Genomic DNA, 13,680 nt, shown 5'->3' with positions numbered 1-13,680 from the left:
ATTTTAATTGATTAATTTATTGTATTTTATTAATATAAAATGCAATTTATGAAAAAAGTCAAAAAAAGAAAAAAATAATTTGGATAAATGACTTTTCTGTAATACAATTACAGAAGCTGTAATGTAAAGAAATGTAAAGCGCGTGAAATATAAAAATAAATGAACACATAAATGTTTAATGAAGACAAGTTAGTCTTAGCTATAAGTTTTGTGTTATGTTGGTTTTCGTAGGAAAATAAGGAATGTTAAGATGAGGAAAAATCTTAATTTGACAATTATCTCTGCATTTGTCATTGCTACATTAGGATGGCAGTCAGCTTTTGCAGTTGATTCTCAAATGTCGCAAGATTCTGTAGATAGCAGTAAGGTAATTAAATTAAAAGATGGTTCAAAAGCTCGTGAGATGATAAATAATCAACAACGTAGCCTTTATCAAATAGCTCTTTTAAGTAGTATTTCGGTTTCGGAGTTACGGGCAATGAATGCAGGGCGCTTTGATAAAAAAGATATAGTTGAAGTCGGAGAGCGTTTAGTCTTACCTGAAAACTCGCCTTTATTACCTGCAGTTAAACAAAAAAATGATAAAAATGACAAACATGCCAATTTGCCTCAGCTAGGCTCGGATGAAAATTATAATGTAAAAAAAGATAAAGACGCACTTTCGACCCAAGTTGCTTCAACATTACAAACCTTAGCTAATCAAGATTGGAAACAAATAACTTCGTCGGATAACGGTGGTTTATCTGGGCATTTAAAGAATAGAGGTAAAGATTACGCAGACAGTTATGTGCGTAATGGAGTTAAAAATCAAGTTGTAGATCCTGCTCGTAGCGCCGTTCAAGACTTTCTAGGGCGTTTTGGTACAGCTCAATTGCAGTTTGATTTGAGTGACAAAGGTACATTTAATAATGTCAACTTGAAGTTATTTAGCCCATGGTACGATACCGAAGATACATTAATATTTAGTCAAGTGTCGTTTCAAGAATATGAACATAACCGTCGAATAGGTAACTTTGGTATTGGTCAACGTTGGGATGTAGATAATAAAAAATGGTTACTTGGTTATAACGTATTTTTTGATCATGATTTTCAGCGCTCGCACAATCGTTTAGGTGTCGGTGCTGAAGCATGGACTGATTATATGAAGTTTGCTGCCAACTATTATCATCCTTTATCTGATTGGAAGGATTCTAAAGACTTCGATGATTACTTAGAACGAGCTGCAAGAGGTTTCGACGTTCGATTCCAAGGTTATTTACCACAATATCCACATTTGGGTGGATCACTTATGTATGAGCAGTACTATGGTGATAAAGTCGCATTATTTGGTAAAGATAATTTACAAAAAGATCCAAGAGCAATTACGGCCGGTCTTGATTATACGCCTGTTCCTCTTTTCACAATTAAAGCAGAACATAAACGAGGGCAAGATAACAAAAAGGCAACTAAGGCTGAGTTAACGATGAACTACCGCATAGGTACTCCACTAAAAGACCAGTTAGATCCAAATATGGTTCAATCTGCCCGTTCTTTGAAGGGTAGCCGCTATGATTTAGTTGATCGTAATAATTACATTGTTCTTGAATATAAAGAAAAGAAAATGTCTGTCGATTTGGGGCTTGAACAAACTCAGTTAATTGAGGGCCAAACTTATCCATTAAATGTTAGCGTTCATAATGCTAAAAACTTAACAAGTTTAGCATGGGCAGGTAATATGCTAGACATTGATGCTGGTGGTGGTTTTTTATGTGCGACAGTGGGAGTTTGTACTGCTTCTTCATGGCTTAACCCACCAATTGATACAAATAACTGGAAAATTGTCGCCCCTAGTTATGTTAATGCAAATGGTCAGCGACTACCTGTTAGTACAAATGGAAAATATTCCTTATCTCTATCCGTCTCAGATAGTCACGGTAAATCTGCAACATCCAACACAGTTAGTTTTGAGGTATTACCAGATCCAGTGATGCGTAAAGTTGGTGTATGGGCAGTTGATACTTTTGGGAACAAAACGGTAATGACGTCTCAAGCCGCTGATGGCTTAACTAGTTTGACAGTATTAGCAACTCTTGTTAAACCTAAAGTGTACAATGGCGCAATCAACACATCTCAAGATGTAGATGGATTTAGTGATGAAAATGTAATGAACAGTGTTCCTGAAACATTTAGCGAATTTTCAAAGTTGTGGACGGCAACGAGTAATGGTAGAAAAATTGCTTTAATTGATGGTACTTCTGGCAATATCAATCAATGTCCAGGGCAAATTGCTTGTGTTATTGTGAAATCATTTGAAAAAATAGCGAAAGACCATAATGTATCATCTCGCGCTTCTACTGCTGCTGGTTTACAAGTAATTGGCGATAGTTATGCATTGGATGTTGCTTCAAATATTACTGGAGCAGTTAATTTTTCAATTTCTCTAGAACAGTATGGTTTGGGTAAGTCATTTAATAGTGCTACTGTTGATTTTATCGGTGGTAGTGCTGCTCGTCTTGAAGTTTGGAATACTTCTGGAGTACTAGTTGCTAGAAGTTCAGGTTCTTTACTTCAGTTTGACCCTGCAGGTCCAAACGAATGGCGTGTTGGTCAGGAATATCTTGTTAAAGCCTTTGCAGCTGATGGTACTCCAATCGTTAATCCATATGTGATTTGGTCATTGGTTGGTTCAAATGCAGATGCTTGTCTTGGTGTTGCACCAACAATATTACCAAATGCTGCTAGTAATCCAAATGGACCTTGGTTTAACGTTGCAATGGGAACTGATGTCCATTATACGATAAAAGGTAGAAACGGTAGTTATGCAACATCAGGTACTAGTATTCCAGCGGCACAAGGTGCACCAAATAATCTAGATTTAAGACAAGTAACATCTTCTCCTCTTGCATGTGCTGGGGATCAAGGGTTCAAATTGCAAGTAACAGTTTTAAGATAAGTAAAAGTTTAGATTACCGATAACTGTCGGTAATCTAGTAGAAGGGACACCAACTTAATGGTGTGTTTGTATAACTATAATACATTAGTTTATAGAAAAAATAGGAAGTTAAACATGAAAAATCTTACAATTAAAAAAGTTGCACTAGGCTTGTTTTTAGCTGGCTATGCAGCAAGTAGTGCGTTTGCTGCGTTACAGAAAGAAACTGCTAATTTTATCAACGGTAATGCACCAGTATTGAAATCCTATGCAGGTGTAGCTGACAAATTGACTGTCGATGTATTCCATGCGGATGGCACAGCATATGCTCCAGGTGACGTAGTTAGAGTAGGTGATAAAGTTCATATCAAATATCGATTAGCCGATTTAGATGGTGATACTGATAATGCTACTGCAGGAAAAGTAAAAACGTCACTCAAAATTTCTGGAAAAGATTCAAATGGTAGCTGGGCTGTCATTCCAACACCTACGGTAGTATCAACTTATGATGGTACCGATCCGGAATTAGGTGAACTTGTATTTGAATTAACCAATGATTTCGTTGGTAAAGCCAGCATCGGTTTCCAGGTTTTAGCAGAAACTGAATTTGGTCTTCCTACAAAAGGTAAATGGGTATGGGTAAGTGATATCTTTGGGACAGGCGGCCCTGCTCATGGTAGTACTGAACCATCTAACCCTGGAGTGCCTGGTGATAATGGTAACCCTGGGGGGCCTGGTGAGGGTAACTCTGGTGGTACAAATCCTGGCCCTGTTATGCCTTCAAGTGGTATGTTAGGTATTTTCCTAGTTGATAGCACAGGTAACCTTTTAAATCGCGAAAGCTATTCTCATTTAGGTTCTACTTTAGTACCTAAATATGGCGAAAGATATGCAGCTATAGTATGGGATGATGCAAATAGTAATGGTACTTATGAAATTACTGAATCTGAGTTTACTCGTGGCTTTAGGTTTGAATGGCATGTAACAGGTAATAGTAATGACGTCCCAGCTGCAGATGGTTTTGTAGGTACTAATATAACAGCTGACACAACTGCTCTTACCGGTAATGGAAATAGAGAAGGCACAAATGATACTATCTTCTTAGGTTCTGATACCGCTGGTACTAAGCATAACAGTGTTTATAGCTTTAGCACCCATAAAGCAGGTATTCAAGGTTACAAACTTCAAGTTAAAACAAACTAATTGTAAGCTAGATTCTTACATTATAAAAGCCACTCTTCGGAGTGGTTTTTTATTAGCTTGTGGTTTTAATTTAATATTGAACGTATTAGGTAAAATACAGTTTGTATCTTGTCTATTTTAGTCTTGATATAAAACCGATAAACTCAGTAAAACTATAATAATTAAATTCTCACTTCTTATTATTAACTTAATGATTTAAAATGGCATCAAATTTAACTCGATGTAATTTACAATGAATATTCCTTGGCAAGATCTTGACCCAGAAACGTTAAATAACCTTATAGAATATTTTGTATTGCGTGAAGGTACTGATTACGGTTTACACGAAACATCATTACAAGAAAAAGTTAACGATGTTAAACTTCAGTTAGCCAATGGTTCTGCAGTCATATTTTGGTCACAATTACATGAAACAATTGATATTAAACTAATTAAATAATGATTAAAATGATTGTATGTTAATATATGATTTATTGTGTAACTTTGTTATAGTGTCTTGGATGTAAATTAAATAGAGAGGTAGCAATAATGATTGGTAAACCGCAATCGGATACAACGTTAGAATGGTTTTTATCTCACTGCCATATTCATAAATACCCAGCTAAGAGCACCCTTATACACCAAGGTGAAAAAGCAGAAACTCTCTATTATATTTTAAAAGGTTCTGTCGCTGTTTTGATTAAAGATGATGAAGGTAACGAAATGATTTTGTCTTACTTGAATCAAAATCAGTTTTTAGGTGAATTAGGCCTTTTTGAAGAAGGCACCGAGCGAAGTGCTTGGGTTAAAGCTAAAACAAGTTGTGAAGTGGCCGAAATTTCATACAAAAAATTTAAACAACTTGTCCAAGTTAATCCTGATATTTTAATGCGTCTTGCGAGCCAAATGGCAAGTCGATTACAAGTAACTTCTGAAAAGGTCAGCAATTTAGCATTTTTGGATGTAGCTGGACGCATTGCACAAACACTTTTAAATCTTGCAAAACAACCTGATGCAATGACTCATCCTGATGGTATGCAAATTAAAATTACACGGCAAGAAATAGGGCAAATAGTTGGTTGTTCACGAGAAACAGTTGGCCGAATTTTAAAAATGCTTGAAGATCAACATTTGATTTCTGCACATGGCAAAACGATTGTCGTTTATGGTACACGTTAATTGGTCAAAATAATAAATTGATAAAATGATTGATACAATACGAGATATGGCATGACTCAAGAAAGATGTATTCCAAGTCATGTGGCTATAATTATGGATGGAAATGGACGCTGGGCACAACAACGTAACCAATTGCGTGCCATTGGTCATCGAGCAGGTTTAAAAACTGTACGGAAAATTGTTGCTTATGCGGCAAGATTGAAGGTGAAAGTCCTTACTTTATACGCATTTAGTAGTGAAAACTGGAAGCGTCCGCCTAATGAAGTTTCAGCTCTGATTTCCCTTTTTATTTATGCATTAAATCGAGAAATCAAAAACTTACATAAAAATAATGTTCGCTTGAATATTATTGGTGATATTTCTCGGTTTAGTGAACATTTGCAAGAAATGATTGTTCGCGCAGAAGATCTAACCAAAAACAATTCAGGCCTTGTTCTGAATATTGCTGCCAATTATGGTGGACGTTGGGATATCTTACAATCTGCAAAAAAAATGGCTATGCAAATAAAAAAGGGGGAAATCACTTTAGAACAAGTGACAGAAGATCGTTTTGCTTCAATAATGTGTATGGGAAAATTTCCCGAAGTTGATTTAGTTATTCGTACAGGTGGCGAATATCGGATTAGTAATTTTTTACTATGGCAAATTGCTTATTCTGAGCTTTACTTTACCGATACCTTATGGCCTGATTTTAATCAGACTTTATTTGATGAAGCAATCAATGTATTTAATGCCAGAGAACGACGTTTTGGTGGCATTCATAATAAGGAACACTCATGTTAATCCATCGTATATTGGCCGCAATTGTGCTTATTCCGCTTGTTATAGCGGTTGTTTTTTTTGTCCCATTATCAGTATTTTCTTTAATTATTATTCTGGTTTGTGGACTAGCAGCGTGGGAATGGGCTCAGTTTCTTCATATTACTAACAAGTATTCAAGGTTGATTTTTGCGGTTTCAATCGTAGTTTTGCTAAGTATACTTTATTTGATTCCCAACTCCTGTGAATTAAAAATAAGGTTATTTGGCGTTATTTTATTTTTATCGATTATATGGTGGATAATTGCTTTGTGTTTAGTACTTAGCTATCCCGATACAACTAAATATTGGCGTAATTCAATTGTTATAAAATTGTTATTTGCTTTTTTTACACTAGTGCCGTTTTTTATTAGTATGATTGAATTACGCTCCATTAACTATAATTCTAATTCTTACATAGGCGCAATTTGGCTGCTTTATGTCTTTGTGCTAGTATGGGCTACAGATACTGGTGCTTATTTTGCAGGGCGAACATTTGGTAAGCGAAAATTAGCAGCAAAAGTATCACCAGGTAAGACTATAGAGGGCTTTATTGGTGGTGTTAGTTTGGCAGTCATTATTAGTCTAATTGCTTACTTTTTTAATTTGTTTGATATGGCATTTAGCGTATTTTTTATTAGCTCTTTGTTAGCAATTTTTGTTTCAGTATTAGGCGATTTAACTGAAAGTATGTTTAAGCGTGAAGCTGGTATTAAAGATAGCGGTCATTTAATTCCTGGGCATGGCGGTATTTTAGATCGTATTGATAGCTTAACTGCTGCTGTTCCTGTTTTTACTGCATTATCTTTTTGTTTACTATAAAAGGTGATAGATTTTGCTGTGGTCACTATTATTATTTGTAATTACTATCAGTATATTAGTTACTATTCATGAGTTTGGGCATTTTTGTATTGCTCGCTTATGCAAGGTTAAAGTTGAATGCTTTTCAATTGGTTTCGGTAAAAAAATTTGGTCACATAAATTTTTAAGTGGAACCGAGTTGGTAATCGCTATGATTCCACTTGGTGGTTATGTTAAAATGCTTGATGGAAGAGCAACAATCTTATCAAGCAATGACGAAAAATTTGCATTTGATAAAAAAAAGATTTGGCAACGTGCTTTAATTATTTTTGCCGGTCCATTTGCTAACTTTATCTTGGCTTTGATTATCTATTGGATTATTTTTTTGATAGGGGTAGTACATTATCCAGTTAAAGTTAAAGATGTGATACCTAACACACCAGCAGCTTCGGTCGCAATTCCATCTGGCGCTGAGTTGAAGACCATTGATAATGTTAAAATTGAAAATTGGAATGATGTCAATTTGGCCTTAATTGCTGTAATGGGTAAGACAAATATAACTTTTTCTTATATTGATAGTACTGATAATAGTAATCAAAAAGAAGTGAAAAAAAGTGTAGATATTAACAATTGGCGTTTTGATATAGAAAAAGATTCGGCTATTATGGCGTTTGGTTTTGTGCCTAAAGAGTTGGAAATTTATCCGATTGTGAGTAAAATTGTACCAAATTCTGCTGCTGAGCGGGCTGGTTTACGTGTTGGCGATAAAATTATTGGTTATAATGAGCAATCGTATGTAGATTGGAATGATTTTTCCAATACAATTAAAAAAGCTCAAGCTATCATTTTAAAGGTTAATCGAGCAAATAAAGATATTTATCTTAAACTGGTACCGACTGTTCAAAAGAACGGAGAAGGTGTTGCGGGTTTATATCCTACATCTGATGCAAGAGTTGTTCAGTATGGTTTTTTAGATGGGTTTAATAAGGGTATTGCGCAAACACTGTTAACTACAAAGTTAACAATTCGTTCGCTTTATCAATTAGTAACAGGGGTTATTGGACTAAAACATTTATCAGGACCAATAACAATAGCAAAAAGCGCAGGGCAAACAGCAAGTTATGGTTTTACTCCTTACTTATATTTTCTAGCCTTTATTAGTATAAGTTTGGGGATTATCAATCTTGTTCCATTACCTATGTTAGATGGCGGCCACCTTATTTTTTTATTGTTTGAAAAAATAAACGGAAAAGCCTTATCAAATAAAGCACAAGAGCGTTTTTTTCGTATTGGCTTTTTTTTATTAATGGTAATAATGGGAATTGCCCTATTTAATGATATTTTACGATTGTGATGGAATGAGGTTATAAACATTTACGATGAAAATAAATAAATTACTTATAGCATCTTTGCTGTTCAGTACTACAGCCGTATATAGTTCCAATGCATTTTGTGTTGATGATTTTGTGGTGAAAGATATCAAATTTGAAGGTTTGCAACGTGTGACAGTTGGTGCTGCATTACTTGAAATGCCAATTCAAATTGGTGATTATGTTAATGAAGCTGATTTAGGCCGTATCATCAAATCACTTTATTCTAGTGGTAACTTTGATAATATTACTGTTTCTCGTGATGGCGATCAGCTAATTATTCATGTTGAAGAACGCCCTACTATTGCTAGTATCACTTTTTCTGGTAATAAATCAGTGAAAGATGATATGCTCAAGAAAAACCTAGATAGTTCAGGTATCCGTGAAGGCGAAGCGTTAGATCGCACAATGCTTTCAGGTATAGAAAAGGGCTTAGAAGATTTTTATTACAGTGTTGGTAAGTACAATGCTCAAATTAAAGCTGTTGTAACTCCTCTATCTCGTAATCGTGTTGATTTAAAGTTAGTTGTTGCTGAAGGCAAATCGGCGTTAATTGATCAGATCAATATTGTTGGAGCTAAAGCTTTTTCATCAGAAGAACTCATTGCACGCTTTACTTTGCGTGATGAGGTTCCTTGGTGGAATATGCTTGGCGATCGTAAATATCAAAAACAAAAATTATCTTCAGATTTAGATGAACTGCAGAGCTTTTATTTAAATCGGGGTTACGCTCGTTTTAATATAGAGTCAACACAAGTTAGTTTAACGCCAGATAAAAAAGGCATTTACGTTACAATTAATATTCATGAAGGTGAACAGTATAAATTATCTCAACTTGAATTTATGGGTAATTTTGCAAATCATAAAGATGCGATTGCTAAAATTGCTAATGAAAAAGTAGCGATTGGTGAACTTTATAATGGTAAAAAAATAACCGAAATTGAAGATAATATTAAGCGTTTACTTGCTAATTTTGGTTATGCATATCCTAGAGTTTCAATCCAACCAGAAATGGATGATAGTGCACATACAGTTAAATTAAATGTACTTGTTGATGTAGGTCAACGTTATTATGTTCGTAATATTAAAATCGTTGGTAATACGGTAACAAGCGAAACCGTAGTGCGTCGTGAACTGCGCCAAATGGAAGGCGCATGGTTAAGTAATGGATTAGTTGAATTAGGTAAAGAACGTTTAAGTCGACTTGGTTTTTTTGATACTGTTGAAGCAAATACTGAACGAGTACCAGGCGTAGATGATCAGGTTGATATCATTTATAAAGTTGCTGAACGTAATACTGGTAGTATTAAATTTGGTGTCGGTATTGGTTCTGATAGCGGTCTTAGTTTCAATGCCGGTATTTCTCAAGATAACTGGTTAGGTACGGGGAATAGTGTTTCATTTGATGTTAACACTACAGATACAGATAAAACTGCATCTATTTCTATTGTTGATCCTTATTTTACAGTTGATGGAGTAAGTTTAGGCGGCAGTATTTACTATAATACCTATAAAAATGACGATAAAGATGATGAGTCAGAATACTCAAGTAAAACATGGGGAGCATCGGCAAATTTAGGTTTCCCTATTAGTGAAAATAATTTTGTTCGATTTGGTTCGGAATTTGCCAATCATAAATTATCGGATATGCAACCACAGTATAGTATGTGGCGTTATTTTGATTCTATGGGTAAAAATGTAAAAGATAAGAATTCATTTACGTATGATACAAATGATCTATTGTTGAATGCTTATTGGACATACAACTCTTTAGATCGTGGATTCTTTCCTACTGACGGTTTAAAAATGACTGCTAGTGCAAAAGTCACCGCACCTGTATTTGATAATCGATTCTATAAACTGATATCAGACGCATCTTACTATTATCCAATTGACAATGATCATAATTGGATATTTTTAACCCGTGCCCGATTTGGTTATGGAGGTGGTTTAGGTGGTAAAGAGTTGCCATTTTATGAAAACTTCTATGCTGGTGGGGCATCAGTATTGAGAGGGTTTAAATCAAATACCGTTGGTCCTAAAGCCGTATATTTTAATAAAGCTGGCGTTTGTGATAGTTTAGAACATACATCAGGATGCACAAAATCAAAAGATGCCGTAGGTGGTAACGCTATAGCTTTTGCTAGTACAGAGCTGATTGTTCCAACTCCATTTGCTGGAGAAAAATACGCGGATAACATTAGAACATCGCTATTTTTTGATGCGGGTACAGTATGGGATACTGAGTGGAACTTAAAGGGGAGAGATATTCCCGATTATAGCTCTCCATCTGATATTAGAATGTCAGCTGGTCTTGCTGTTCAGTGGATGTCACCATTAGGTCCTTTGGTATTTTCTTATGCGCAACCATTCAAAAAATATGATGGTGACTCATCACAACAATTTCAGTTTAATATAGGTTCTACATGGTAATTCATGTTATAAACAAAAATACATAGGTGATTAAAGTGAAAAAAATTATAGCTGTTTTAGGTATTAGTGCTGCATTACTTTTTGCTGGATTTGCTAATGCTGAAGTTAAATTTGGTGTGATTAATGTTGAATCAGTATTAGAACGGATGCCTCAACGTGAATCAGTAAGTAAAATGTTGAAAAATGAATTTGAAGCAAGAGCCAACTCATTGAAAGAAGAAGAAAAAAAATCTAAAGAAGCTATCGCTCGTCTAAAGAAAGATGGTTTAACATTATCTTCTTCTGAAAAAGCTAAATTAAATAAGGTAATTTCTGATTTTGAAAATAAAGCTGATGCGTTTTCAGTAGATTATCAAAAGCGTCAAAAAGAAGAATTTGAAAAATTAATTACTAAAATCCAAGAGGCAGTTAAAAATATTGTTGCAGCAGAAGGATACGATGTTATTTTAAACGCTGGAGCTACATTGTTCGCATCAGATGCAGTTGATATTTCAGATAAAGTGTTGGAAAAGGTTAAAAACTAATGTTTTCCTTTCGTTTAGAGCAATTAGCTAAGCAACTTGATTCTGAGTTACATGGTGATGGTAATATAACTATCACCGGTATAGCATCAATGAAAAGTGCGGTATCTGGGCAAATTACTTTTTTGTCTGATAAAAAATTACAAAGTAATTTATCAACCTGTAAAGCTTCTGCTGTCGTAATGACTAGAGAGAGTGTTGAACATTGGGGCGGGGCTGCTCTTATTGTTAAAAATCCTTATCTTGCATACGCAAAATTAGCGCAAATCCTTGATACCACGCCAACACCAGCAAAAGATATCGCACCGACAGCTGTAATTGATTCAACTGCTAAGCTAGGTAGCAATATTTCGATTGGTGCTAATGCTGTTATCGAAAGCGGTGTCGTGTTAGGTGATAATTGTATTATTGGTGCAGGTTGCTTTATTGGTAAAAATACAATAATCGGTGCCGGTACAAAATTATGGGCTAATATTTCTATTTATCATAATTGTGTTATTGGTGAAAATTGCTTAATTCAGTCTGGAACTGTAATTGGCGCTGATGGATTTGGTTATGCTAATGATAAAGGTAAATGGATTAAAATTCCCCAACTAGGTCGTGTTGTTATCGGTAATAACGTTGAAATTGGAGCCTCAACAACAATCGATCGTGGTGCTCTTGATGATACTATTATTGGTAATGGTGTTATTATTGATAATCAATGCCAGATTGCTCATAACGATATTATTGGCGATCATACTGCAGTTGCTGGTGGTGTTATTATGGCAGGGAGTTTAACTATTGGTCGTCATTGTTTAATTGGTGGAGCTAGTGTGATTAATGGACATATGGAAATATGTGATCAAGTTACCGTAACTGGTATGGGGATGGTAATGCGCCCAATTACACAGCCTGGTGTTTACTCATCGGGCATTCCATTGCAAGAAAATAAAGTATGGCGTAAAACTGCGTCGTTAGTTTTACATATTGACGAGATGAATAAACGCTTGAAAGCACTTGAGAAGAAACAATTAAATGTCTCGACGTAGACGATTACGGTCGGTATAATGCATGCCTATTTTTAATATTTTTTTAGCTCAGTTATCGTTTTTATATAATTATGGACGAATAACATTCAATAATTTCGAGGTATAAAGATGCAAGTTTCGGTAGAAACAACAAAAGGTTTAGGTCGACGTTTATCAATTACAATTAAATCAGAAGACATCAAAAAAGCGGTTGATAAAGAACTAATTAATACTGCAAAAAAAGTACGTATTGATGGTTTTCGTAAAGGAAAAGTACCTTTAAAGATTGTTGAACAACGTTATGGGGCTTCTATTTTACAAGACGCATTAGGCGATTTGATGCAACGAAATTTTGTTGAAGCAATTATTCAAGAAAAATTAAATCCAGCAGGCGCCCCAACTTATACTCCACAAGAATATAAAAATGGTGAAGATTATACCTTTACTGTTGAATTTGAAGTATACCCAGAAATCAAAGTTGAAAATTTAGATAAAATTGAAGTTGAAAAACCTGTAGCAGAAGTTGGAGATGCTGATATAGAGACTATGATCGAAACTTTACGCAAACAACAAGGTGTTTGGAAAGAGGTTAAAAAAGCAGCTCAAGATCAATATCGTGTTACTTTGGATTTTGTTGGTCAGGTTGACGGTGCGGAGTTCGAAGGTGGCAAAGCCAATGATTTCGCGTTGGTGTTAGGTCAAGGCCGTATGATTCCGGGGTTTGAAGATGCAATTATTGGTCATAAAGAAGGTGATCAGTTTGATATTAATGTGACCTTCCCAGAAGATTATCATGCCGAAAACCTAAAAGGTAAACCTGCTATATTTGCAGCAACACTTAAAAAAGTTGAGGAACTTGAATTACCAGAGCTTACAGAAGATGTTATTAAACGTTTTGGTATCGTTGATGGAACAGTTGAAAGCCTACGAGCTGAAGTTCGTAAAAACATGACTAGAGAGCTCAATGCAACGATTCGTAATAAAGTCAAAACACAAGCTATTGATGGTTTAGTTAAAAATAATGAAATTGATGTACCTGTAGCATTAATTGACCGCGAAATTGATGTATTACGTAAGCAAGCTTTATCTCGTTTTGGTGGTAATGTAAAACCAGGTATGGAGTTACCTAAAGAACTATTTGAAAACGAGGCAAGAAGACGAGTGGCTACTGGTTTATTATTTAGTGAAATCATTGAAAGTAATAAACTAACTGCGGATGAAGCGCGTGTTCAGGCATTAATTGATGAAATTGCAACTGCATATGAAGATCCAAAAGAAGTTTTAGAATATTATCGTAAAGATAAAAAAGCGATGGAGAATATTCGAGCTGTAGCATTAGAGGATCAAGTTGTTGATCTATTATTAGCTAGCGCAAAAGTAACGGAAAAGAATTACTCGTTTTCTGAATTAATGAATCAGCAAATAGCTTAACCTATTAGCTTTTTTCATTTAGTCAAAAAAGAGCACTTTAAAGCC

At 35.1% G+C, this 13,680-nt stretch carries 11 protein-coding genes; all 11 read left to right on the top strand.

Translation table 11 applies throughout. The features are described from left to right. The first annotated feature begins 250 nt into the window (after window positions 1–250). The 11 genes from ACYH9I_RS02340 (at window position 251) to tig (ending at window position 13,635) form a co-directional block, all read left to right on the top strand. Window positions 251–2,932 carry an inverse autotransporter beta domain-containing protein gene (locus tag ACYH9I_RS02340; protein WP_483558603.1) on the top strand — a complete coding sequence of 894 codons (2,682 nt, stop codon included), beginning with the start codon at window positions 251–253 and terminating at the stop codon, window positions 2,930–2,932. A 114-nt stretch (window positions 2,933–3,046) separates the two neighbouring features. Beyond that, window positions 3,047–4,114: a hypothetical protein gene (locus ACYH9I_RS02335; protein ID WP_483558601.1), complete on the top strand. Its 1,068-nt coding sequence runs from the start codon at window positions 3,047–3,049 to the stop codon at window positions 4,112–4,114. A gap of 232 nt (window positions 4,115–4,346) precedes the next feature. Next, on the top strand, window positions 4,347–4,553 hold the full coding sequence (locus ACYH9I_RS02330; protein WP_091348626.1) for a YheU family protein: 207 nt from the start codon (window positions 4,347–4,349) through the stop codon (window positions 4,551–4,553). An 86-nt stretch (window positions 4,554–4,639) separates the two neighbouring features. Then, entirely contained in the window at window positions 4,640–5,272 is a 633-nt protein-coding gene (gene crp / locus ACYH9I_RS02325) for a cAMP-activated global transcriptional regulator CRP (protein ID WP_065560787.1), read from the top strand. Between the two features lie 51 nt (window positions 5,273–5,323). After that, a complete protein-coding gene (locus ACYH9I_RS02320) occupies window positions 5,324–6,055 on the top strand; it encodes an isoprenyl transferase (protein ID WP_160402100.1) in 732 nt (243 codons plus the stop codon). Beyond that, on the top strand, window positions 6,049–6,891 hold the full coding sequence (locus ACYH9I_RS02315; RefSeq protein WP_483558599.1) for a phosphatidate cytidylyltransferase: 843 nt from the start codon (window positions 6,049–6,051) through the stop codon (window positions 6,889–6,891). The genes ACYH9I_RS02320 and ACYH9I_RS02315 overlap by 7 nt, the downstream gene beginning before the upstream one ends. 13 nt (window positions 6,892–6,904) lie before the next feature. Beyond that, entirely contained in the window at window positions 6,905–8,224 is a 1,320-nt protein-coding gene (gene rseP / locus ACYH9I_RS02310; RefSeq protein WP_483558597.1) for an RIP metalloprotease RseP, read from the top strand. A 25-nt stretch (window positions 8,225–8,249) separates the two neighbouring features. After that, window positions 8,250–10,673 (top strand): outer membrane protein assembly factor BamA, encoded by a 2,424-nt coding sequence (gene bamA / locus ACYH9I_RS02305; RefSeq protein ID WP_483558596.1) that lies wholly within the window; start codon window positions 8,250–8,252, stop codon window positions 10,671–10,673. A 35-nt stretch (window positions 10,674–10,708) separates the two neighbouring features. Then, entirely contained in the window at window positions 10,709–11,197 is a 489-nt protein-coding gene (locus ACYH9I_RS02300; RefSeq protein ID WP_483558594.1) for an OmpH/Skp family outer membrane protein, read from the top strand. Beyond that, complete coding sequence (lpxD, locus tag ACYH9I_RS02295; protein ID WP_483558593.1) at window positions 11,197–12,225, top strand: UDP-3-O-(3-hydroxymyristoyl)glucosamine N-acyltransferase; 1,029 nt, start codon at window positions 11,197–11,199, stop codon at window positions 12,223–12,225. The genes ACYH9I_RS02300 and lpxD overlap by 1 nt, the downstream gene beginning before the upstream one ends. Window positions 12,226–12,333: 108 nt before the next feature. Then, complete coding sequence (tig, locus tag ACYH9I_RS02290) at window positions 12,334–13,635, top strand: trigger factor (RefSeq protein WP_483558591.1); 1,302 nt, start codon at window positions 12,334–12,336, stop codon at window positions 13,633–13,635. The last annotated feature ends 45 nt before the right edge of the window (window positions 13,636–13,680 follow it).

The sequence above is a fragment of the Gilliamella sp. X-23 genome (assembly GCF_057063545.1).
Note: the sequence above shows the minus strand (reverse complement) of the source record. Positions and strands in the feature narration are given on the sequence as shown.